24 protein-coding genes and 4 tRNA genes are annotated in these 22571 nt (G+C 52.5%); 20 read left to right on the forward strand and 8 right to left on the reverse strand.

Translation table 11 applies throughout. The features are described from left to right. Nucleotides 1-39 precede the first annotated feature (39 nt). Nucleotides 40-1317, reverse strand: a complete 1278-nt coding sequence (locus tag CSA35_08975; GenBank protein ID PIE53837.1) for an aminoacetone oxidase family FAD-binding enzyme — start codon at nucleotides 1315-1317, stop codon at nucleotides 40-42. A 169-nt stretch (nucleotides 1318-1486) separates the two neighbouring features. Here CSA35_08975 and CSA35_08980 point away from each other — a divergent pair, with 169 nt between their 5' ends. After that, complete coding sequence (locus CSA35_08980) at nucleotides 1487-2704, forward strand: alcohol dehydrogenase (GenBank protein PIE53838.1); 1218 nt, start codon at nucleotides 1487-1489, stop codon at nucleotides 2702-2704. A gap of 60 nt (nucleotides 2705-2764) precedes the next feature. Here the strand turns inward: CSA35_08980 and CSA35_08985 are convergent, their stop codons facing one another. Continuing rightward, nucleotides 2765-4906: an RNA-binding transcriptional accessory protein gene (locus CSA35_08985; protein PIE53839.1), complete on the reverse strand. Its 2142-nt coding sequence runs from the start codon at nucleotides 4904-4906 to the stop codon at nucleotides 2765-2767. Nucleotides 4907-5051: 145 nt separating this feature from the next. Between CSA35_08985 and thiD the strand changes: the two genes are divergently transcribed. The 8 genes from thiD (at nucleotide 5052) to CSA35_09025 (ending at nucleotide 8303) form a co-directional block, all read left to right on the forward strand. Beyond that, the gene (gene thiD, locus CSA35_08990; protein PIE53885.1) at nucleotides 5052-5843 is read left to right on the forward strand and encodes a bifunctional hydroxymethylpyrimidine kinase/phosphomethylpyrimidine kinase; all 792 of its coding nucleotides are present in this window, start codon (nucleotides 5052-5054) and stop codon (nucleotides 5841-5843) included. Then, nucleotides 5844-6659 carry a hydroxyethylthiazole kinase gene (locus tag CSA35_08995; protein ID PIE53840.1) on the forward strand — a complete coding sequence of 272 codons (816 nt, stop codon included), beginning with the start codon at nucleotides 5844-5846 and terminating at the stop codon, nucleotides 6657-6659. A 3-nt stretch (nucleotides 6660-6662) separates the two neighbouring features. Next, entirely contained in the window at nucleotides 6663-7304 is a 642-nt protein-coding gene (gene thiE / locus CSA35_09000; GenBank protein PIE53841.1) for a thiamine phosphate synthase, read from the forward strand. Continuing rightward, complete coding sequence (locus CSA35_09005) at nucleotides 7291-7812, forward strand: O-acetyl-ADP-ribose deacetylase (protein ID PIE53842.1); 522 nt, start codon at nucleotides 7291-7293, stop codon at nucleotides 7810-7812. Before thiE ends, CSA35_09005 begins: the two co-directional genes overlap by 14 nt. A gap of 160 nt (nucleotides 7813-7972) precedes the next feature. Continuing rightward, nucleotides 7973-8047: transfer RNA gene (locus CSA35_09010), tRNA-Val, on the forward strand. A 16-nt stretch (nucleotides 8048-8063) separates the two neighbouring features. Further along, nucleotides 8064-8140, forward strand: a tRNA-Asp gene (locus CSA35_09015). Between the two features lie 4 nt (nucleotides 8141-8144). Beyond that, a tRNA-Phe gene (locus tag CSA35_09020) sits at nucleotides 8145-8220 on the forward strand. An 8-nt stretch (nucleotides 8221-8228) separates the two neighbouring features. Beyond that, nucleotides 8229-8303, forward strand: a tRNA-Gly gene (locus CSA35_09025). 170 nt (nucleotides 8304-8473) lie between these two features. Here CSA35_09025 and CSA35_09030 read toward each other — a convergent pair. The 4 genes from CSA35_09030 to CSA35_09045 all read right to left on the reverse strand — a co-directional run bounded on the left by CSA35_09030 (nucleotide 8474) and on the right by CSA35_09045 (nucleotide 11473). Further along, nucleotides 8474-8695, reverse strand: coding sequence for a hypothetical protein (locus CSA35_09030; protein PIE53843.1), 222 nt, complete (start codon nucleotides 8693-8695; stop codon nucleotides 8474-8476). 391 nt (nucleotides 8696-9086) lie between these two features. Continuing rightward, nucleotides 9087-9773, reverse strand: a complete 687-nt coding sequence (locus CSA35_09035) for an ABC transporter ATP-binding protein (GenBank protein ID PIE53844.1) — start codon at nucleotides 9771-9773, stop codon at nucleotides 9087-9089. Further along, nucleotides 9757-10515 (reverse strand): ABC transporter permease, encoded by a 759-nt coding sequence (locus CSA35_09040; protein PIE53845.1) that lies wholly within the window; start codon nucleotides 10513-10515, stop codon nucleotides 9757-9759. The genes CSA35_09035 and CSA35_09040 overlap by 17 nt, the downstream gene beginning before the upstream one ends. Continuing rightward, the gene (locus CSA35_09045) at nucleotides 10505-11473 is read right to left on the reverse strand and encodes a hypothetical protein (protein PIE53846.1); all 969 of its coding nucleotides are present in this window, start codon (nucleotides 11471-11473) and stop codon (nucleotides 10505-10507) included. Before CSA35_09045 ends, CSA35_09040 begins: the two co-directional genes overlap by 11 nt. Nucleotides 11474-12101: 628 nt before the next feature. Between CSA35_09045 and CSA35_09050 the strand changes: the two genes are divergently transcribed. Beyond that, complete coding sequence (locus tag CSA35_09050) at nucleotides 12102-12467, forward strand: hypothetical protein (protein ID PIE53847.1); 366 nt, start codon at nucleotides 12102-12104, stop codon at nucleotides 12465-12467. A gap of 106 nt (nucleotides 12468-12573) precedes the next feature. Continuing rightward, nucleotides 12574-12960 (forward strand): hypothetical protein, encoded by a 387-nt coding sequence (locus CSA35_09055; GenBank protein PIE53848.1) that lies wholly within the window; start codon nucleotides 12574-12576, stop codon nucleotides 12958-12960. 3 nt (nucleotides 12961-12963) lie between these two features. Here CSA35_09055 and CSA35_09060 read toward each other — a convergent pair whose 3' ends face one another. Continuing rightward, on the reverse strand, nucleotides 12964-13158 hold the full coding sequence (locus CSA35_09060) for a hypothetical protein (protein PIE53849.1): 195 nt from the start codon (nucleotides 13156-13158) through the stop codon (nucleotides 12964-12966). A gap of 134 nt (nucleotides 13159-13292) precedes the next feature. Here CSA35_09060 and CSA35_09065 point away from each other — a divergent pair, with 134 nt between their 5' ends. Then, on the forward strand, nucleotides 13293-13997 hold the full coding sequence (locus tag CSA35_09065) for a hypothetical protein (protein PIE53850.1): 705 nt from the start codon (nucleotides 13293-13295) through the stop codon (nucleotides 13995-13997). A 531-nt stretch (nucleotides 13998-14528) separates the two neighbouring features. Here CSA35_09065 and CSA35_09070 read toward each other — a convergent pair. Beyond that, nucleotides 14529-14930, reverse strand: a complete 402-nt coding sequence (locus tag CSA35_09070) for a hypothetical protein (GenBank protein ID PIE53851.1) — start codon at nucleotides 14928-14930, stop codon at nucleotides 14529-14531. A gap of 99 nt (nucleotides 14931-15029) precedes the next feature. Between CSA35_09070 and CSA35_09075 the strand changes: the two genes are divergently transcribed. The 8 genes from CSA35_09075 (at nucleotide 15030) to CSA35_09110 (ending at nucleotide 22570) form a co-directional block, all read left to right on the forward strand. Beyond that, entirely contained in the window at nucleotides 15030-16433 is a 1404-nt protein-coding gene (locus CSA35_09075; GenBank protein ID PIE53852.1) for an iron permease, read from the forward strand. Nucleotides 16434-16505: 72 nt separating this feature from the next. Next, nucleotides 16506-17108 carry a hypothetical protein gene (locus tag CSA35_09080; GenBank protein PIE53853.1) on the forward strand — a complete coding sequence of 201 codons (603 nt, stop codon included), beginning with the start codon at nucleotides 16506-16508 and terminating at the stop codon, nucleotides 17106-17108. 175 nt (nucleotides 17109-17283) lie between these two features. After that, the gene (locus CSA35_09085; protein PIE53854.1) at nucleotides 17284-18501 is read left to right on the forward strand and encodes a hypothetical protein; all 1218 of its coding nucleotides are present in this window, start codon (nucleotides 17284-17286) and stop codon (nucleotides 18499-18501) included. A gap of 9 nt (nucleotides 18502-18510) precedes the next feature. Beyond that, a complete protein-coding gene (locus CSA35_09090) occupies nucleotides 18511-19800 on the forward strand; it encodes an ABC transporter permease (protein ID PIE53855.1) in 1290 nt (429 codons plus the stop codon). Next, entirely contained in the window at nucleotides 19790-21007 is a 1218-nt protein-coding gene (locus CSA35_09095; protein PIE53856.1) for an ABC transporter permease, read from the forward strand. The genes CSA35_09090 and CSA35_09095 overlap by 11 nt, the downstream gene beginning before the upstream one ends. Nucleotide 21008: 1 nt before the next feature. Next, a complete protein-coding gene (locus tag CSA35_09100) occupies nucleotides 21009-21695 on the forward strand; it encodes a GTPase (protein PIE53857.1) in 687 nt (228 codons plus the stop codon). Continuing rightward, complete coding sequence (locus CSA35_09105; GenBank protein ID PIE53858.1) at nucleotides 21692-22114, forward strand: FMN-binding protein; 423 nt, start codon at nucleotides 21692-21694, stop codon at nucleotides 22112-22114. The genes CSA35_09100 and CSA35_09105 overlap by 4 nt, the downstream gene beginning before the upstream one ends. A gap of 3 nt (nucleotides 22115-22117) precedes the next feature. Then, nucleotides 22118-22570, forward strand: coding sequence for a hypothetical protein (locus CSA35_09110; GenBank protein PIE53859.1), 453 nt, complete (start codon nucleotides 22118-22120; stop codon nucleotides 22568-22570). Nucleotide 22571: the final 1 nt, after the last annotated feature.

The following is a 22571-nucleotide window of genomic DNA, read 5'->3' on the forward strand; positions in this document are numbered from 1 at the left end:
GGTCTCAGACGTGGTCGATATGTGCCTGTGCCTTATGGATCAGGAGGACCTCGAACGGCTTTCAGTGGAGCGTTGAAAAGCAGCCAGCCCGGCTGTATAGCCGGTTGACCAACAGGCTTGAAGATTATAGCCACCGGTCGGGCCGTCGAGGTCCAGAATCTCTCCGGCGAAGAAGAGACCTGAATATTTTTTTGATTCCATGGTCTTGGGGTTCACGTCCTTCAGCGAGACACCTCCAGCTGTGATCACGGCCCATCGGTAGCCAAGCAGGCCGGTAGGAGTTACAGGGAGAGCCGTCACAGCTTCAAGTAGATTGGCCCTCTGTGTCTTCGTAACCGTGTCGACCCTGGTATCTGCTGGTATGCCTGCCACGTGAAGCACTACGGGGATGAGTTGTCGTGGCAACAGATCCCGGAGACCATTTTTTAAGAGTTCTCTGGGATGATTCTTCAGGTCTCGAAGGATTCGGGCATCCAGTTTGGCCTTGGAGAGTGCCGGTTTCAGATCGATGAACAATATGGGTTGTCCGGCCTTAAGGGCCCGGCCGATTTCCTTAGCCATGTCCATGACGATGGGGCCGCTCACCCCGAAATGGGTGAAGAGCATCTCCCCGAAGCGGCTGGATCGTTGCGCTCCGTTGTGCCAGAGACTCAGAGATACGTTTTTCAGCGTCAGGCCTTTCAGCTCCGTACACCAGGATTCCTGAGCCCGAACTGGAGATATAGCAGGTTCAGGAGCGATGATTTTGTGTCCCGTCTCTCTGGCCCATCCGTACCCGTCTCCAGTGGAGCCTGTTTGTGGGTACGACAATCCTCCCGTAGCGATAACTACTGTCTCAGCCTCAAAATCCCCTCTGTTGCTCTTCAGACAAAAGCCACCTTTGTGCTTCGGCTTCAGGGACGTGACCTCGGTGTCCGTGAATATCCATACGTTCCCCTCAGCCATGAAGGCTGCAAGTGCTGCCAGAACGTCAGAAGCTGTGCCGCCATTATCGGGGAAAACACGATGCCCTCGTTCCACCAGGGGAGCAACGCCCCGTTCGTGAAAAAATTCCAGAGTCTCCCTCAGTCCAAAACGACTAAGGGATGACAGAAGAAAGCGTCCGTTAGCCCCGAAGACTTCGGCGAGTTTCATCGGGTCTTCCTCCATGTGGGTGTAGTTGCATCGTCCCTTTCCTGTGATCCCTAACTTAACCCCCAGTCGGTCATTTTTCTCCAGCAAGGCCACCGATGCCCCCTGTGCTGCTGCGGAGCCTGCGGCCATCATGCCCGCAGGGCCGCCGCCGAGAATAACCACGTCGTATTTCGTACCGGTCATGGATTGTCTCCTTCCAGGTTTGTGTCTTGCTCAGGATCATATCACTTTAGGGTGAATATTTTTGTAAAAATTTTTCTATATCAATGATAGTTGATATATATTAATAAATATGATATGTTTATCACAAGGAATAGAGCCACAAAATTCTTATGTTGAGGGGGAATATGGTATGTGGGATTCAAAAATGCCGATTCATGAGATACGGGAGATTCGCGCTAAGACAACGGTCTATCTGGGAGTGGGGGCCATCGTCAAGATCGACGACATCGTTGCCGACCTGAAGGCCCGGGGGATCGAGAAGGTTCTGTGTGTGACCGGTCGGGGCTCTTACAAAAAGACCGGTGCGTGGGATCACGTTACAGCGGCTTTCGACAAGCATGGGGTGAAGCACGTTCTCTACGACAAAATTCGTCCCAACCCCGAGGCCGATGACGTCGACGCCGCAACGGCAATGGCCCGTGATTTCGGTGCCACAGCTGTGGTCGCCATCGGCGGGGGAAGCCCCATCGACGCTGGTAAAAGCGCCGCTATCCTCATGGAATATCCTGACGAAAACGCTCGGTCTCTCTACGAGTTTAAGTTTACGCCGACCAAGGCTGCGCCGATCGTGGCTATCAACCTCACTCACGGTACGGGAACCGAGGCCGACCGTTTCGCCGTGGTCACCATTCCGGAGAAGGAATATAAACCTGCCATCGCCTACGACTGCATCTATCCCCTGTGGGCTATCGATGACCCTGCTCTTATGACCGGCCTGTCGCCGGATCAGACCCGCTTCACCGCTGTGGACGCCGTAAACCACGTAACCGAGGCTGCGATCACAAAGGTGGCGACGCCGTACACGGTTATGTTGGCCAAGGAGGTTGTCCGTCTGGTGGCTAAGTATCTGCCCCAGGCGCTTCAGTGTCCTGACGACCTGACGGCCCGGTACTATCTTCTGTACGCTTCCCTTATCGCCGGGATCTGTTTTGACAACGGTCTGCTTCACTTCACCCATGCGTTGGAGCATCCTCTGAGCGGTGTCAAACCGGATCTGGCACACGGGCTGGGGCTTGCGATGATTTTGCCCGCCGTTGTTCGTCAGATCTACGTGGCTCAGCCCGAAGTTTTGGCGGATCTCTATTCGCCGATCGTTCCCAACCTCACCGGCGTTCCCGCCGAGGCGGACGCGGTGGCCCGTGGCGTGGAGCGGTGGCTGTTCGACATCGGTATCACGTCGAAGCTGGCCGACGAGGGATACACCGAGGCCGACGTAGACAAGCTGGTGAATCTGGCTCAGACGACGCCTTCGCTGGATGGTCTGTTGTCTATCGCCCCCATCCCGTCGAACTCCAAGGTTATTGAGACGATCTATCGGGAGTCGCTTAAGCCATACTGTGCGAGGTAGCGCTGTCCGTATCATCTTCAAAAAAAGAGCGGGGCATACAGCCCCGCTCTTTTTTTGTTCTCAGCATGGATGTGTCGGATTTTTTTTCATCGAGAGGGACAGACGTTTTCGTTTGAGGTCGACGGATAGAACCGTTACTGTGACGGCCTGTCCCGGTGAGACGATCCCATGGGGGTCTTTCACAAATCGGTCGGCGAGTTGACTGATGTGGACGAGGCCGTCCTGATGGACGCCGACGTCCACGAACGCTCCGAAATCGGTGACGTTTGTGACCAGTCCTGGCAAGGTCATCCCCGGTTCCAGATCGGAGAGTTGATTCACCGTTGGGTCGAAGGAAAAGGCCTTGAGGGGGCCTCGAGGGTCTCTGCCGGGTTTCGCCAGCTCCGACAGAATATCCGTCACGGTTGGCAGTCCCACCTGATCGTTCACGTATTGCTTTGGATTGATGGCCTTTCTTTTGTTCTCGTCGTCGAGCAAATCACGCACGGAGCATCCCAGGTCGGTCGCCATGGTCTGAACAAGATCATAAAGCTCCGGGTGGACGGCGCTTGTGTCAAGGGGGTTTTCTCCCCCTTGAATTCGGAGGAACCCGGCTGCCTGTTGAAACGTCTTTGGCCCGAGCCCCGGTACGGAGAGCAGATCCTTTCTTGTTCGAAAAGGGCCGTCAGTTCGTCGCCGGGACACCACCGATTTCGCCAGTTTGATGCTGAGTCCTGAGACAAATGAGAGCAGCTGAGGGCTTGCTGTGTTGACCTCAACTCCCACGGCGTTAACGCAGGAGGATACTACGTCGTTCAAAGCCTTTTTAAGCTCCTTCTGATCCACGTCGTGTTGATATTGGCCGACGCCGATGGACTTGGGGTCGATTTTCACCAGTTCCGCCAGGGGATCCATGAGTCGACGGCCAATCGAGACGGCCCCCCGATACGATACGTCCAGTTTGGGGAATTCCTCTCGGGCAAGGGGGGAGGCTGAGTAGATGGATGCGCCGCTTTCGTTGACTGCGTAGATATGAGTTTCAGAGGGAAGGCAGTCTCTTAAAAACGCCTCGGTCTCCCGTCCCGCCGTACCGTTGCCGACGGCCACTGTCTCGATTTTGTATTGTTGAAAGAGCTCGCCTGTCCTTCTGGCGGCCTCATCCCGCTGTGCCTGGGACGTGTGGGGAAAGATCGTCTCGTGATGGAGGAGTTCTCCGGTCTCGTCGAGGCAGACCAGCTTACAGCCGGTGCGAAGTCCGGGGTCGAGAGCCATCACGCGCTTTTGCCCGAGAGGCGAAGCCATAAGGACTTCTCTGACGTTTTTGACGAAAACCCCGATGGCGTCACGGTCGGCCTTCAGCTTGAGAGCGTTTCTGGCCTCCGTCTCCATCGCCGGCTCCAGCAATCGTCGATATCCGTCCTCTACGGCTTCCCGAACGAGTTCCGAGTCCCGTCCTGAACCCGTGACGAACAATGGCATGAGCTCAGACAGGACGAGTTCCTGAGGCGGGCGGATTGAGACGGAGAGAGCACCCTCGGCTTCGCCGCGGAACAGCGCCAGAATCCGGTGAGACGGTGCTCTGGACATAGGCTCGTCCCAGTCAAGCCAGTCGGTGAATCGGGGATCGTCTTTCTTCGCTCCCGATCTCGCTTTGGATTTCAGGCGGCCGTATCGGACAAAAAGAGCGCGCATCGTTGCTCGAGCCCGGGGAGACTCGCTGACCTCCTCGGCAAGAATGTGCTGTGCCCCTTCCAGAGCGGCGTCGGTTGTCTCCACGCCTTTTTTCGAGCAGATAAATTGCCTGGCAGCCTCGTCGGGGTTTACGCCTTCCTGCGCCATGAGGGTCCGTGCCAGAGGTTCCAGCCCCTTTTCTCTGGCGACGGTGGCCTTGGTTCGTCTCTTGGGGCGGTAGGGAAGATAGATGTCCTCCAGGGCCGTCATGCTGCGGGCTTTCTGCAGTGCGGCGGCCAGCTCGTCGGTGAGAAGCTCCCGTTCCTTCAGAGATATCAAAATAGCTTCACGGCGCTTGTCGGTTTCCGCAAGTTGCTCCAGCCCGTCCCGAATGGCGACGATGGCCACCTCGTCCAGGCTGCCCGTGACTTCCTTGCGGTATCGGGCGATGAAGGGGACCGTACATCCTTCGTCCAAAAGGGTGGCTGTGGCGGCGACTTTGAACTGGGGGAGTCCAAGTTCTCGTGACAGAAGTTCGCAGTGAAGGGGCATTGTATTTTAAGACCTCCGCTTTTTCGATTTGGTTCTATGTCACTACATATGATATCAGACCTGGAAAAAAAGGCCTCAAAGGGGTATCGTTATGGTTAGTGAAACTCTCAGGAGGTGTATGTTCGTGAAATACAGAGGAATTGCCATGACCGTCGCCGGCAGCGACTCGGGCGGAGGTGCTGGCATTCAGGCCGATCTCAAGACTTTTGCGGCCCTTCGGGTCTTCGGGACATCCGCCGTGGCGGCGGTTACCGCTCAGAACAGCCTGGGAGTTCAGGCTATTCACAATATCCCACCGGGGATGGTTTTGGAGCAGATGCGTTCGGTACTCTCCGATTTTTCCGTCGGGGCCGTCAAGACCGGTATGCTCAGCGGAGCCCAAATCGTGACGTCCGTGTGCGAGGGAATTCGGGAACTCTCAGTCCATTCCTTGGTTGTCGATCCTGTCATGGTGGCTCAAAGCGGGGATCCTCTCATCGCCGATCAGGCTGTTATGGCCATCAAAGAGGAGCTTCTCCCACTGGCGTCTTTGGTAACCCCCAACGTTCCAGAAGCGGAACGTCTCAGTGGGCTGTCCGTCACCGACGTTGATTCCATGACCGCTGCAGCATCGACTATCGCCGGGATGGGGCCCCAAGCCGTTCTCGTCAAGGGAGGGCATCTGGAAGGCAATGTTGTGACCGATGTCCTGTGGATTTCTGGCAAGGCTGTTCGGTTTGATTCGCCCAAAATCGACACGGGCAATACCCATGGGACGGGGTGTACCCTGAGTGCAGCCATTGCCGCTGAATTGGCGGCTGGGTGCGAACTTCAGGAGGCTGTGAAGCGGGGGCACTCCTATCTTCAATTGGCTCTGAAGCACGGATTTAGGCCGGGAGGCGGGCATGGTCCGGTCGGCCATCTCGTCTCTCCTGAATGGATCCAGAGAGGAGACTAGATCGTGAACGTCCCGGAAAAATTGAGCGAATGCTGGCACAATGTGGGAGAGCGCCGTCCTCTGGTCTATCATGTGACAAACAGTGTGGCGGCGCAGTTTCAGGCTGATCTGACTTTGGCTGTGGGAGGTTCTCCTATCATGTCTCCTGCTGCTGACGAGGCTGCCGAGTTGGCCAAAGTTGCAGATGCTGTTTTGGTGAACATAGGTACCCCTACAGATTCGTCCATAGATACGATCCATGCTGCCATGCGCTCGGCAACGCAGTTCGGAACGCCGATTCTCTTGGATCCCGTGGGGTACGGTGCTACGGCCAAACGGGTGGCTTTGGTGGACGAACTCCTTCGTCTCTATCCCGTTGCGGTGATCAAAGGCAACGCTGCTGAGATAGCCTTTATGGCCGACCGAACTGAGCCCCCCCGTGGGGTTGATGCTTCCGAAAGTGTCGGTCGATCAAACGATGCAGCCTTCTGGCTGGCCCGGAAGTATGAGACGGTCGTGGCAGTTACCGGAGAGGCGGACTACGTGAGCGACGGCAAACGGGTCTTTGAGATCCGTGGGGGAAACGCGATGATCGGACGTATCACCGCCGGAGGCTGCGGTGTCGGGTCGTTAATCGCCGCAATTCTTGGAGCGAGTGGCGACTCTTTGGCCTCCGTCCTGGCTGGCTTGATAGCCATGGGACAGGCATCGGAGATGGCGGTGGGAGCCGGACCAGGAACCTTCAGAGCCTCCTTGTTGGATCAGCTGTACGGCTTAGCTCAAACCGGTCTGGGGTCGATTGAAGAGCGTCTCTCCCTTCAGGACAGAATTGTCTGAACCATGGATGCGTCGTTTCTTCGACTGTATGTCATTCCGGATCAGCGTTTGGGGGCACCACGATCCATCATGGAGCAAGCTTCGGAAGCGCTTCATGGAGGTGCCACGGCCATACAGCTTCGAGATAAGGAGCTGTCCGGCAGGGAACTGGTCGAGGTAGCTACGGCCCTTCAAAAACTCTGTCAGGATCACGAGGCGTTGTTGTTTATCAACGACCGGCTGGACGTAGCTCTTGCAGTTGGAGCGGATGGCTGCCATCTCGGTCAATCCGATCTGCCCCTTGAGGCTGCCCGACGGATTGCTCCCAGTCCTTTTCTGATCGGTCGTTCCGCCAGAACGGTTGATCAGGCCAGAGAGGCTCAAAAGTGCGGTGCTGACTATCTGGGAGTGGGGGCTGTCTTCCCCACGGGGACGAAGGACGATACCTTGGTGATAGGGTTGGATGGGCTACAGAGAGTTTTAGAGGTTGCCACTGTTCCGGTGGTGGCCATCGGTGGCATTGGGATATCTGGTGTGCCTGAGATCATGAACGTCGGAGTATCCGGAGTGGCGGTGGTCTCAGCTGTGGTGGCTCAAGATGACGTCCGGGCTTCTGCCCGGGCACTCCGTGCTCTTGTAGAGGAGGGGTTCCATGAGCGTCGATAGCCGAATTATTTTGACCCGGGGGGATATAACGGCTATGGCCGTTGACGCTATCGTCAACGCGGCCAACACTACTCTGTTAGGCGGTGGCGGTGTCGATGGTGCTATCCATCGAGCTGCCGGTCCCCAACTTCTGGTTTCCTGTCGAGCCCTGGGCGGATGTGTCACCGGCGATGCCAAGATCACTCAGGGGTTCGATCTCCCCGCTCGCTACGTTATTCACACGCCGGGCCCCGTATGGCACGGAGGACACTCAGGGGAGCCTGAGCTTCTTGCCTCGTGCTACAGGCGAAGTCTCATCCTGGCTCGAGATCACGGGTGCCGCACGGTGGCTTTTCCGGCCATCAGCTGCGGTGTCTACGGTTATCCCGTCCATAAAGCTTGTTCTATAGCGCTGGAGACCATCGGAGACTTTCTCAGAGACGACAATTCTCTGGAAACCGTGTACCTGGTGGCTTTTGGAGAGAGCGTAGCCGACGAGTACCGAAAGCTCGGGGTTTCGGAAGGTTGACGCTTTTTGTTAAAAATATTTTGGTCGCTGATAATTTTGAGTCGCTGGCCTGTATCGAAGAATGGCGGATAAGGTCGCTGGATCGAGTTGTCTCAATGGGCGTTGACAAGGCCTGCTTCCCACTATATACTACCTTTTGCGTTGGTGCGCTGGAGCCGCCGGGCGGTTAGCTCAGCGGGAGAGCATCTGCCTTACACGCAGAGGGTCACAGGTTCGAACCCTGTACCGCCCACCAAGCATCGTCGCAGAGCGGGGTCGTAGCTCAGCTGGTTAGAGTGCCGGCCTGTCACGCCGGAGGTCGCGAGTTCAAGTCTCGTCGGCCCCGCCATGTTGGCGAGATAGCTCAGTTGGTAGAGCAGCGGACTGAAAATCCGCGTGTCCCCAGTTCGATTCTGGGTCTCGCCACCACTTTTATTGCGGAAGTAGCTCAGGGGTAGAGCACAACCTTGCCAAGGTTGGGGTCGCGGGTTCAAATCCCGTCTTCCGCTCCATTCGCAGGTTCGAGTCCTGCCCGGGGAGCCAGACAAATTCTGTGCGAACCGAAGCACAGTGTGCCTTACAGAAAGCCTTGAAGGTGAAGCTGTCTTCCCTTCAAGGCTCTTTTTTATAAGAACCAGGGAATGTGTCCCTTTGCGAGAGTCGTCTTATGCGAGCCGCTCCGTTAGTTCTCGAAACTCCTCTCGGCTTTCAGAGAATCGGGCTTTCCGCCAGGCATAAGCACAGTCTGATTGTCTTTGACGATCACCGTATCATCACCGAGGGGGATGTGGGTCTCGTTCTCCAGGAGGCAGTCCAATGTATCTTCCTGAACCGAATGGTTTCCCGGGACCTCTCCTCTGTCCAGAGCTAGAACAGTGATGTTCATCCCGGATCTCCGCACCATCGTCAGACTGGTCTCCTTGCCAGGGCTGTACCCCACAAAATTGGGTAAACTGATAGAAGCTTCCCTTTTTCCACGTTTTTGATAAGTCGATCCGTAATGTCGTATTTCCTTAGCTGAAGGCTTCAATCTCGTGAAGCACCTCGGCTGGAACCATCAACACATCCCCCTCCAGTCGGAGAATCGTCTACCTCATTTGGTTGAACGCGTTCCTCTCCCCGAAAAAGCCGGTGCATGCACCATCTCTCTGCTGAGGAAGGAGAGATAGTCATTCACAATCCTTCTGTCTCAGAATGAGCTGCCCTCATAACCTGCCCCGTATGTCTCTCCATAAGATTCATCAAGTTTCTAGGCCCATCGATTGGGTGAGATCTTAATTTTTAAATATAATTTTTCATTTTGTAATGACTTCGATTATCTCCCGTCGGATGCTAGAGAGATCCTCCCGGGTGGGATCCCTTCCCTCACTCCCCGGGAGGAGAAACTCTCGGATTACTCTGGTCGGTCGCTTGGACATCACTAGAATACGGCTGGCTACTGATAGGGCTTCATCAATCTCATGAGTGACAAACACAACTCCTTGAGGTCGAGAGCGCCAAACCTGGAGGAGCATCGACAACATCTCCCGCCGCAAGGGATAGTCAAGCCCCTGAAATGGTTCGTCCATAAGGAGGAGCTGCCCGTGGCGAAAAAAAGCCCTGGCAATGCCGCATCGCTTGAGCATTCCTCCGGAAAGCTGGGACGGGTAGTAGCCCTCGAATCCTCGAAGACCTACAGCTGCCAGGAGTTCGTCGATCTCTCCAGGGGCCTCTTCTTCATTCACCAATCTCACATTATCGTATACTGTCCTCCAGGGAAGCAACCGGTTATCCTGAAAAACAAAGGCCAGCCTGCCTTCATTACGATTGATTTGTCCAGACTCCATTGGCACGAGGCCTGAGATAGCCCGAAGGATGGTGGACTTCCCACATCCCGAGGGACCAATGAGAACCACGATTTCTCTCTCGTTCACGTGAAAAGATACCCGGTCCAGCACCGACAGATTGCCTAGGGAGACTGAGACATCACAAATGCGGAGCATGAGGCCTCCGAGGAAGGATAAAATGGCTACTCCAATCGGATAGGTAATACAGTCCGACGACAACCACAGACCAGGCTACGATGGCCTCAGGCTCCACGTTTAATCGGGCGTTCTTGATCATCCCACCGATGCCGTCGTTGGTGGTCAGTACTTCTCCCATTACAGCAATCTTCCAGCCGGTTCCTAAAGCGATTCGAAACCCCGAGGAGAAGTACGGAGCTACCGATGGTAAGACCACGTGGCGAAGGATCTTCCTCCTGGAAAAAGCGTAGAGTTGGGCCATCTCCAAAAGACCGTGGTCTATCTGATCGATGCCCTGACGAACATTGATGGATATTACCGGAACCGTAGCGGTCAGCACAATAAAGATGGCTGGTTTACCGTTGAACCCGAACCATACTAGAGCTAAAACCACCCATGCCACTGGCGGAACCGTCTGAAACAGCCCTACGATGGGAGACAGTATTCCACCGAGGTGCCGGGAGAATCCCATTGCGATTCCCAGGATTACGCCGATAATCAATCCTATGACAAGACCGATACCGAGCCGAATGGCTGTCACGACGATCATGCCATACAAATCGGGGGTCGTGGCAATTCGACACAGTTCGCTCCAGACACTTCCCATGGTTGGAACCACAAGGGGGGAGAAAAAAAGGTTCAAAAGGAACCAACTCCCAAAAACAATCGTAGCTGTAGCGGCACCGTCGATCAGGCGCTCCGCCCCGCTCCTACCGAGCATGGTAGAACATTCCTTTGTCAGGAATCGTACCTCCGATCATTTTGGGATTGAACTCCATGAGCAGTTTATAAAATGCGTTAACCTCGTCCCGAGCCTCCAGAGCAGTTTTAAATTGGAGCCCCATGGTAGGAATCGCTCGGGAAACGAGCTCAGCATTCAGCCCCAGATATTTTTCTGCCAGTGCTCCTATCTCCTGGGGATGAGAACGAGTCCACTCTACTCCTTCCCTGTAAGCCTCTTGAAAGGGCTCGATCAGTTCGGGATGATCAGTCAGGAAAACTCCTGTGGCGCCGATACCGGCAGTAGGGGTCCGGTCATTTCCTCCGTTCACTTTCTGCCATTCTTTCTCGAAATCGAAAGCCACCCGAAGCTTGGGGTTGTTCATCAACGCCTTGGTTGCCATAGGCTCTAGGAGCACAGCGTATCGAGCTTTTCCCGAAGCTGCCATGGCGCCCACCTCAGGAATAGAAGCATAAATTAAAATCACATCTTTTCCAGGCTTCATGCTCGCAGCGTCGAGAAAATACTGGGTAAGAGCGTCTGGAGGAGAGGACTGTAGGTTTACGTAGATCGTTTGCCCCTTAAGGTCTGTCCAGTTTTTGAGGTCAGGATCGGAGGTGAGAAGGTAGGAGACCCCCCAGGTGTTGACGTTCAACAATTGGATATCCAGTCCCTTGTTGTACAACTTGGATATAACGGTCATGGGGAAAGCAAATAAATGGTGATGGCGGTCTTGCACCATAGCGATGAGCATTTCGGCACTGTCCCAGAGCTCCAGCTCTATCTTGGCGTGACCATCCAGGGAATCGTTCTCGATCATGTACAAAAAAGGAAGAGCCGGGGGAGCTTTAGGTACTCCCACTTTCAGAGTAACAGAGTTGGCCGATGACACATCGGTACAAGCCAAAGCCACGGTCAGAAGCGCAATAAACAACAAAACGGAGAGAGACTTTCTCATATGAAGATCCTCCTTTGCCTCTTTTGACGCAACATGCGGGAGAGGTTGAGTTTGATTTACTTAACAATTATTGTACCTCCAGGGATAAAGAAAAAAATTGCGCTACGTCAAAAAAGTTTCAGAGCAACAAAAAATTCTCCAAAATATTTCAGGATAGCTTCATGAAGCTCCTATAGAGCAGTTCCCATACGTCTGATGTTTAACGTGATCCATAGCCGTGGAGAGGTCAAAACAGCCTGCAAAAACCGTGGTTGAAAAATCAAAGACATGTGAAACGTAAAAAATCTCTTAAGATCGTGACAGAGGGTTACCCAGAGTTAGGAATGTAGCATCTACCAGTGGGGGAGAACGAGTCTGATAAACATGGAGAATCTTAGAGAACAGATGCAAGAGTAAAAAGAGGAGTTTAATCTGCCGTATGGGTTGTTACAGCGATTTTTAAAAGCCAGATATACTCCTCTGGGGGTCCGAGGGGTTAAATATTAAAGAGCAAAGCCTTTTGGAGAGTGTTTTTTTGTATAGAGTATTGAAAGGGTATAAATTCATTCGGATAACGAGAGCTCATGGACGTGATATTGATCATCTTTCGTAGTTTTTGAAATATTTATCACAATAAGGAGGTAAGTCTATGCCTCGTGTTCGAGTTTGCTGTGTCCAGCTTTTTGCTCGTGACGTGAATGATAGGGAACGAAGTTTGAAAGAGGCCCTTGAGGCTGTCCAGAGAGCGTCTTCCTCTGGCGGTGAGATCGTTGTTTTGCCGGAAGCCGTCTATCCTGGGTATGTGTTGGATCGGTGGGCCAGGGATTCTGCTTCTCCCGATGAGGCAAAACAAGTTCTCGCCCTTTTTCAGGAGAAGGCGAGGATCTGTGGTGTCTATATCGCTCTTGGGCTCCCTCTTTTTCGAGGGGGGGATTGGCTCAGCGGGGCCGTCCTGATGGATCGGTGCTTCTTGAGGAAGGTAAGCGATTTCTTTGGCATTTTGACGAGAGGTTGAGATCGTCAAAGAGCGTCTCTTTACACTTTCCCACAGAGTCCCAAACACCGTTTTTGTTTTGGGACATGAAGGTGGTGCTCAGGGAGGGCTTTCCGCTTTTAAGCTTTTGCGAAGCCACAGAGAGCTTCCTCTTGTTCCCGATGTGCAGAATATCGCTGGTATCGGTCGTCTGGGCGTCATAGTCGCTGAGGAGGGAGTGAAGCACGAGAGAACCAGAGGGCTTGCCGAACAGGGGGCTTCCATGATTTTTTGGCTCGGGGGGCATCCCAAGGCTGATATCGTCACCCAAAGCCGGGTGGCTGAGAACAGGGTCTTTGTGGCGACAGCCCGACCGGTGAATGAAGGGGAGAGTCTGATCGTTTCACCCGATGGGTCTGTTTTGGCCCAAGCCTTCGCCTGTGGGGACCAACTCATCTCCTCGTTGTGCCTCTTGGGCATCTCTCGAGAAAAACGAGTGGTCCCCGGCACCCACGTTCTTCGACCTCCTCATTGATATTCACATACTTGGCGTTGGTGTAAGGTTTTTAGGGGCGGGGCAGCCCAGCTTGATGGGTTGGGATCGCTTCTGCGACAGCTTGTCTGCCATTGTTTGGGCGAGCAGGATCGTGCGATGAACCTGCTTTTTATGGCGAATGTCGTATCCTGCGAAATGCCCGTTTCTCACGATCATCTGCATCGTTTTTGTATCCATCGAGAACACCTCCGATATATTATATATACAGATATTATGCCGAATAGTGTATCATTTCAATAGATTTTTTCGTGATACTTGCAAAAAATATCTTTTTAGTGGATACTAGGAGTGATATATGGAGGTGATCGTCCATGACTCGGGGAGAAAGGCTTCGTCGAGCGAGAAAAGGACAGAATCTGACACAAACTGAACTGGCGCAGCTCTCTGGAGTGCGTCAGAATACCATCAGTCAGGCCGAAAATGACCGAATAGGGTTGTCCATCGATACGTGGGAGAGCCTTGCGTCGGCGTTGGGATGCTCTGCGGGTTTCTTGATCAGCGGAGAGGGGGAGCCCCCCGAGGGAATGCTTTCGGGAGCAAGCAGCTCCTTTGCCTCTGGTCGGTGGGTTGATGTTCCGGTTTTAGGAAAGTCCATGATTGCCTGTGCAGGATACGGTGCTGGGGGAATGGCCGAGGTCTACGCTGACGCCGATGAGTTTTTACGTCTTCCGGGAGAGTTCTTTCGAACCGTCTCTCGGGAGCCCGACCGATATCCCTTCATCGTGACCGTCGAAGGAGACAGCATGGAGGAAGCGGGAATACTGGATGGCTCTCAGGTGGTGGTTAACCCCGGGGAGGAAGTTTACGATGGTGATCCCGCTCTGGTGAGTTTTGGGCGGAACGGAGACTGGGCTGTTAAATGGGTGTATTGGTGTCGAACGGGAGGAGTGGAGATCCGGTCATCCTCTTTGAAATATCCACCAAGGTTCTTTTCCGATGAGGATATCGAAGAAGGGTTGTTTCAAATTCTGGGTAAGGTCGTTCGAACCCTTGGGGTCCCTCGACGAGGGGCTTGATCTTGCAGAGCCTGAAATTCGTATCTCTTTCACATCGTTGATTCTCTGCTTAGTCCAATGTGGTTGCCTTTGGTCAGGGGCAGCTTTGTCGCTCCTCTTCCTGATAAATCGGGATCGATGCCACGATAGCTTCTCTCTACGAAAAAAACAAATTGCAACTCAACGAGACATTTGTCTGACTATAGAACATCATGGGCATTCTCTTTAAAAAGGGGTTGCTGTTAAAAGCCCCCTTCGTAGTCCCCTGCAGGAGAAGAATCTCGGAGGCTTATTCCTTTTCTTATGATTTTTAATTATTATTCAATTTAACAGAATCTTGCCATGTTTGAGTTTGTGATTTGAAGGTGACGCGAGAGTTCTCCACGTCGTCTTCTTTTATCGTATCAGAGTACTTATTTTGAGTAGTTCTATCTGTCATGCGATTTTTCGTTCAATATCCAGAGGAAGAGTTACCCCTAAGTGTTCAGAGAAAAAGTCCCAGTAGAGTCTCCATGCTCTAAGTGTTGTCGCAGGGTTGTTTGAAAGTACATCTCAGGGGTAGTTTGGGGTGGGCCTGTGAAGGATCACAGGTTCGCCTTTTTTTGCCGGTACTTTGTTTTGAGAAGCGCGCTCCTGCTTATCGACTTCCCTCATCTCGATTCTCCGCTTCTTGTGCGCAGTCCATATCTTCCCGGAGAGTATCCCTGATTTCGACAGCAGTCTGGGCAGGACTTTGTTGGCATCCTCAATATCAGAAACACCAGGGAGCCTCAGCTCTCCAGACAGTTTGCCTTGCAGAGTTTTCCACAAACGTTCAACACATCCCTTGGCTTCAGAAGAGAGGACGAAGACCTTACCTGTACCGAAGACAAAACTTTGGGAGAACGAAAAGAAGTCGTGATACTTGTTCGTATACAGACTGGGTATCTCCTGGAGGAGGGGTGACAGTATCACTGAGCAATGACATCTATCTTGACAAATGTAGTGGGATATAGCTACAATATTCCAAGCCTTCTTGTTTTTTCAATCTAACTATTCAGGAGAGAAGAGGATATGACTCTATCTGCAAAATCGAGACTCTACCTTGGTTTTATTAGTATGATGGCCTTGATTTTTGTCGCCCTCTCCGTCAGAGATGCATTGGCGGCCAAGAAGAAGTACGACACCTGGCGAGAGGTTGCCGCCGATATGTCTCTGGAATTTAACGCTGCCAGACACGATATCGAGAATGACAAGTACCGGGATGCCTACAAACACATGAACAAAGCCTACTTTGGCTTTTACGAGGTTCAAGGGTTTGAAAAAAACGTCATGGTTGTAATCTCCTCTGCTCGTGTGGGGCATATTGAGGCTTTGTTTGCCAGCATAAAACATGCGTTGTTAGGCAACACGGAGATGCCCAAGGCTACCATCCTGAACTCTCTGGAGGCTCTCAGGGTGAAGGTGTACAAGGATGCGATGGTTTTAGACGGTGTGGTCAATGCGGATGATCCCGATAGCCTCGGCGAGGCTGTATATGGAGATGTGGGCAAACCTGCTTTGGCGGGTGCTTCATCTAAGAAAGAGGCGGAAGCCTATACGTCCGAGCCTCAGGCTGAAAGCGCTTCAGAAGAAAAGCCCCGTTCTCCCTCAGGTGTGGCTCCAGGTAGGGGATGGTTTTCCTTTTTGACAGCTTTTGGCCTTTTGGTTCGCGAGGGGCTTGAGGCTATCCTCGTTATCGTGGCTATAGTCGCCTACCTGATCAAGACGGGCAACGGACGAATGGTGCGAAGTGTCTATTATGGTTCCATTGCGGCCATTGGTGCAAGCGTAGTGTTGGCTGTCGTTTTGGAGTTCTTCATGGGTGAGGCAAGCGGTGTGGCTCGGGAGCTTCTGGAGGGTTGGACCATGTTTTTGGCTGTGGCCGTCCTCTTCTACGTCAGTAATTGGATGCTCTCCAAGTCCGAGACCGAGGCTTGGACCGAGTATATTAGCGATAAAGTTCAACAATCCATTGATCGGCGAAGCCAGATGACTCTCGTTTTTGCGGCCTTCATCGCCGTGATGAGGGAGGGGGCTGAGTTAATCCTGTTCTATAAGGCTGCCTTCTCGGGTGGTATGAGCAGTACCCCTCACATCGTATACGGGATTTTAGCTGGTGTGATCGTCTTGATTGCGGTCTACGTGGCTTTCCGATACTTCAGCGTTAAACTCCCTCTTAAACCCTTCTTCCTGTTTACCAGTATTTTACTCTTTGTTCTCTGTGTATCATTCATGGGTAAGGGGGTTGTTGAGCTTACCGAAGCCGACGTTATTATGGGGAGTACTGTTATCCCGTCTATGCACGGATTTTCCATCGAGTTCCTGAATATATACGATAGGGCTGAGACTCTGATCCCTCAGGTTATGCTCATCATCGCTGCGGTGTGGATCATTCTTTCTCATTCCTTGGGAAATTCAAAGAAGGCAAAACAGTAGGTCCTTTACATATTTTGATAAGAGGTCCCTGGTGGGCTTTTTATACAAAATCTTTTACTCAGGAGGTAGTTTATGTTTAAGAAATGTGCGGTAACAGTTCTTTTTGTGGTAGCCCTCTTAGCCATGGTTTCTGTGGCTATGGCAGGGGTCCAGGCAGAAAAACCTGGTGAAAGCGGGTTTGTCGAGATTCCTATTGGTGAAGAAGTCCAGGTTGGCCCTTACAACGTGGCTGCTGTGTATTTCCAGGCAGTGGATATGTATCCTCCGGGGAAGAATCCCTCTAAGGAAGAGTCTGACATGCACCTTGAGGCGGATATCCATCTTCAGCCTTCCTACGCTGTGCTGTATGGCTTCGGCTCTGGTGAGAATATCTGGCCAGCATATCTGACGGTTAAGTACGAAGTTCGGGATATCAAGAGCGGCAAGGTCGTCAAAGAGGGTAGCTTCATGCCCATGAATGCCGACGATGGTCCTCACTACGGGGCAAACATCAAGAAAGGTATGACGGTTGGACGCTATAAGCTGAAGCTCATCATCGAGCCTCCGACGGATTACCTTCTTCACACTGACCCCGAGACCGGCGTCCCCGCCAAAGAGGGTGCCAAAGACTACTTCAAAACCTATACCACTGAGTTCGACTGGAACTACACGGCTGAGCAACTGCAGAACAAGTAGAGGCGACCGTGTAAGATAGCAATAACGTACAAATAGTCGCAGGGCGCCTGCTCATCACTGGTCGGTTTTTTCGCCGAGATGATGCGGTGCCCTGCACCATTTTAATGGTAGGAGAGGTTGCGCAATTCTCAAATTTCTTGTAGCTGTCACTGATCATCTTGCATCTTTGTTCTTCATGATCGGTCTGGTTCTGAACTTTGTCGTTCGTGCCGGGGAAAGGATAGAGAGGTTCATAATTTCGATTGGAACGGTCATAGGTGTCTTGCTGGGGGCCGTTGTTTTTGCTGTCCGGCTATTTGACCCAAAGGGAATGAACGTGCCTCTCATGAAGTTCAATCGTTGGGCTGTAGTGGCCGTTGCGACTGTGGCCCTGATTGCTCTCATCTGGAGGGGAGGGTGTGCCCTTCTTCGTCGTCAAGGCCGTTGTTGGATTTGTGGGTATGTCCTCTCTTTGACGGGCCTGCTTGTCCTGTCCCTGATGTATCTCATGCCCCAGGTCTTCCAGTACACGCAAGAATTTGTGTATTTCGGCGAGATCGGGGTCAGTACGATGGCTCTCTTGAGGGGCATTGGTTTTTGTCTCGGATTGATCGTTTGTTCGTTCTTGTCCTTGAGCGTTCTTCGCGTTTCTCAGGCTCTTGGGTATAGGGGCAGTCTTCTGGTTCTGAACTGTTCGCTTCTTTTCTTCTTTTTGGAATACAGTGTTAAAGCTGTTGCGGCCCTTCAGAGACTGAAAATCATCGGCCTGTCGGACTTCGTTTTTGAGATCATGATTTTTGGGGATAATTTTTCCAACGTGTTTCTCTTTGCACAGCTTCTTTTAGGGGGCATTCTGCTCTCCTATGTCGTGGTGACTCATTGGTCTGTTCAAGGTGAGTTCCCGAATAAGGCTCGACGACGTAAGGAAAAAGCGCGCCTTCGGGGCTTTCGTCGGTGGTCGTATAGCCTTTTGACATGGTCAGTTATCACGGTCGTTATCGTCGTTGTCCTTCATTACTTTGATACAAAACCGCCTGCTGAGATTCAGCCGGAAGGGTACGAAATACAAGAGGGGATCATTACCATCAATCTCGATCAGGTTGCTGATGGTCATCTTCATAAGTTTTCTTATGTCACGCCTGCTGGGTACGATGTGAGGTTCCTGGTGGTGAAGAAACCCGTGGGGACAGCCTATGGAGTGGGGTTGGATGCCTGTGAAATCTGCGGTATTGCCGGTTATTTTGAGCGAGGAGAGGAAGATGTCGTTTGTCGACGTTGCGACGTGGTCATGAACAAGAACACCATAGGTTTTAAGGGCGGCTGCAACCCGATTCCCTTTGCCTACGAGGTCAAGGACTCAAAAATATACATCGATGTGAGGGAACTTGAACGTCATGAAAAGCGTTTCAAGTAGGAGGGCCCAGTGTTTTGGAGAATGATTGGGCGGACTGTCGCTCGCCAGAAAAGCAAGATGTTTATGATCGCTTTCACCGTAACCTTGGGGGTCTCTCTCTCTACGGCCATGATGAATGTCATGCTGGGTATTGGGGATAAGGTGAACCGGGAACTGAAGGTATATGGAGCTAACATCGTCGTTCGTCACAAGGACGCAGCTCTCATGAATGACCTCTACGGTTTGGATGAGGGACGCGGCGTGACGGATAAGTTCCTGTTGGAGGAGGATATGTTGAAGCTCAAGACTATCTTCTGGGGTTTCAACATCATTGACTTTGCGCCTCTCCTTGCAGCCAGAGCGACGATCGACGGAATAAAGGGAGAGGTCCCGATTCTTGGGACGTGGGTTCAAAAACGTGCGGATCTCCCTACCGGGGAGTCGTTGGATACGGGGTTGCAAAACCTCAGAACCTGGTGGCACATAGATCTTGTAGGCCAGTGGCTGTGTCAGGATGACGACGATTATGTCATGTTGGGGAGTCTTCTCGCCGGGCGCAATGGTATCTCCGTGGGGGATGTGATCACTCTCAGGCACGGTGATGCCTCCCGACAGGTGACGGTCAAGGGCATCTACATCGATGGTGGTGCCGGAGATGAGCATGTTGTAGGAAGCCTCAAGATGGTTCAGGAGCTTGTGGGCTTTCAGGGGAAAGTCTCCCGGATTGAGGTGTCGGCTATCACTACGCCGGATAATGACCTGGCCCGGCGCGCTGCGCAGGATCCTCAGAGCTTGAGTCCTACCGATTACGAGACATGGTACTGCACGGCCTACGTCAGCGCTATTTGTCACCAGATTCAGGAAGTCGTCCGTGATGGGGTGGCCAAGCCGGTGCGACAGGTGGCAGAGTCGGAGGGAACTATTTTGAACAAAACGACCTTTCTCATGACGTTGATCACGATTCTGAGTTCCATAGGGTCGGCCCTTGCAATCTCCAACCTTATCACCGCCGGTGTCATCGAGCGGAGCCAGGAGTTGGGGCTCCTGAAGGCTCTGGGAGCGTTGAACTCGCAAATTATCCTTCTCGTTCTGGCTGAGGTCATGATCATCGGTTTTGTCGGAGGTCTGTTGGGGTATTTCGTTGGCATTGGGTTTGCTCAGATCATAGGGTTGACCGTCTTTGGCTCCTATATTGAACTCTCCCGTATGGTGATACCAATCATTTCAGTCATCCTCTTCTTTGTTGTCCTCTTGGGAAGCATCCCGGCTATCCGATATCTGTTGAACCTGAAACCCACGGAGGTCCTTCATGGGAAATAGAGTCGGAAGCAGAAAAAAAATGTATCTGAAGATGGTGTTGAGCTCCCTGATCAGGCGGAGTTCCCGTCTCATGGTGGCTATCCTGGCCATCGCTATAGGGGCGACCATCCTTTCGGGGTTGGTGACCATCTATTACGACATTCCCAGACAGCTTGGACGGGAGTTTCGCTCCTATGGGGCAAATTTGATCCTTTTGCCCGAGGGAGACAGGAAAATATCCCGGGCTGACATTGAGAAGGTCAAGAAGATTATCGGTGAGGGGCAAATCGTCGGGATGGCTCCTTACCGGTATCAGACGGTCAAGATCAACGAACAGCCGTACATCATGGCCGGAACCGATCTCGCTCAGGCAAAAGAGAACAGTCCCTTCTGGTTTGTGGAAGGAGAATGGGGAACGAAGGCCACCCCTGATCAGGTTATGGTGGGCAGGGAGATCGCCCGAACGTTAAACCTCACCCTGGGAGATCCCTTCGTCGTCAAAGGCGTGAAATACGGAGAACAGGCGGTAGCCTCCAAGCAAACGTTCAGTGCTGAGGAAAATATACAGAAGGACATTGGAGCCCAGTATTTCAGCAAAAAGCTGTTTGTGAAGGGCATCGTCACCACGGGAGGAGCCGAGGAAGGGTTTATCTTTGTGGACATAGGCATGTTGGACACTCTCGTCGGCGACAGCTTTAAAAGTGACGTGGTTGAGTGCAGTGTGGTGGCCGATGCTGCCAAGCTCAAATCCATTACGAAACAGGTGGCAGCGGAGCTCCCTGGAATTCAGCCTCGGGCAGTCCGTCGTCTTACCCAGTCACAGGATATCGTTCTCGGCAAGCTGCAGGCTCTGGTCTATCTCGTCACCATCGTGGTGTTGATCATCACGATGGTTTCAGTGTCCACGACGATGATGGCGATGGTTGCCGAGCGGAAGAAGGAGATCGGTCTGAAAAAAGCTTTGGGGGCCGATAATTGCCTTATCATACGCGAATTTTTAGGAGAGGGCGTTTTTCTTGGCTGTATCGGAGGGCTTATCGGCGTCGCTTTGGGATTTGAGTTCGCCCAGAGGGTCAGTCTCAGCGTCTTCGGTCGGGCCATCAATTTTCAGTGGTCCCTTGTTCCTATAACTATTACGGTGTTCATCGTCATTACCATCGTAGCTTCCATTCTGCCCGTTCGCAGGGTGATGGACATCCATCCGGCCATAGTGCTGAGGGGTGAATAAATTGAGCAGGATATTGGAACTGTCGAAAGTATCGAAGATCTATGGTGCACTGCACGCATTGTCGGAAATCGACCTGGCCGTGGATGCTGGCAATTGGCTGGCGATAATGGGCCCCTCCGGGTCGGGCAAAACCACGATGATCAATATCATCGGCTGTATGGACCGTCCATCGGTAGGCAGTGTCATCCTGGATGGGCAGGACATCAGTCGGGAGAACGCCAAAAATTTGACGAAGATCCGTCGGGATAAAATTGGGCTTATCTTTCAGCAGTTTCATCTTATCGGCTATTTGAACGCTCTCGAGAATGTGATGGTTGCCCAGTACTATCACAGCATGCCAGACGCGGCGGAGGCGATGGAAGCTCTGGAAAAGGTCGGGCTGAAGGAGAGGGCCCGTCATCTTCCGAGGCAGCTTTCGGGAGGAGAGCAGCAACGAGTCTGTATCGCCAGAGCGCTGATCAACTCGCCGGATATTCTGTTGGCTGACGAGCCAACGGGGAACCTGGACGAGGAAAACGAGGGTATGGTCATCGATATCCTGAAAAATCTCCATAAAGAAGGGGCAACCATCGTCGTCGTGACCCACGATCCTGCAGTGGGTGACGTGGCAGAACGAAAGATTGTCCTGGAGTATGGAAAGATCGTTCAGGATATAGACCAAACTGTAGAAGGGCGGCGGAAGTCGTGAAAAATCGTTTGGGAATAGCTCTTGTGGCTTTGGTTGCTGTCGCTGTTGTTGGGATTGTCGTGTTTCGCAAAGCATCCACTCCTCAGTCCCGAAAGGATGGCGTGTATCAAGGAGAATTCCATAACGAGGAGAAGGGGAGCAGCACCAGGGTGACTCTCAAGATGAGAGGTGGAAAGATCGTTGATTGTCAGATGACAGCTCTTGATGCCGAAGGGCATGTCAAGGACGAGAACTACGGAAAAAACAGTGGCGCGGAAAACTATCGACGAGCTCAACTTGCTGTAGAGGGTATGCAACAATATCCAGAGATGCTTTTAAAGATGCAGGATGTTGATACGATGGACGCCGTCTCTGGAGCCACCGTGACGTTCAAGGAATTCCAGGCGGCAGTGCGTAGAGCCCTTAAGGAGGCTAAGTAAATTATGAAAATAAATCGCAAAAACTTTTTTGTTCTTTTGAATGTGGTTTTAGGAGTCGTTCTCGCCCTACTTCCCTTTGTACTATTCCCCGTCTGCACTAAGATGGCTCCCGACGGCAATCCCATGAAATGCTACTACACCGGTATTTTTACCGTGATCATGGGGTGTCTTGTCGTGGCTATCGCGCTCCTTGTTTTTATGGCGCAAAAAAAAGGCTGGCTTCGATCCTGGTCGTATATTTTGACGGCTGTCATCGCTCTCGTGTGCTACATGGTTCCTCACAGGATCATCCCCATCGGGAACAAATCGGTCAACGGATGGGAATGCGGACTGTGCGCTAACGCGCACCACAGTTGTTTTGCTGTAACCATGCCGGCGCTGACGAAGCTTATTATCGTGATCGTTTTGGTGAACATCGCTGCTTTGATCTATCGATTTGTTGCTGAGGAGCGTTGAC

This window comes from Dethiosulfovibrio peptidovorans (assembly GCA_002748665.1).
GTDB lineage: Bacteria > Synergistota > Synergistia > Synergistales > Dethiosulfovibrionaceae > Dethiosulfovibrio > Dethiosulfovibrio peptidovorans_A.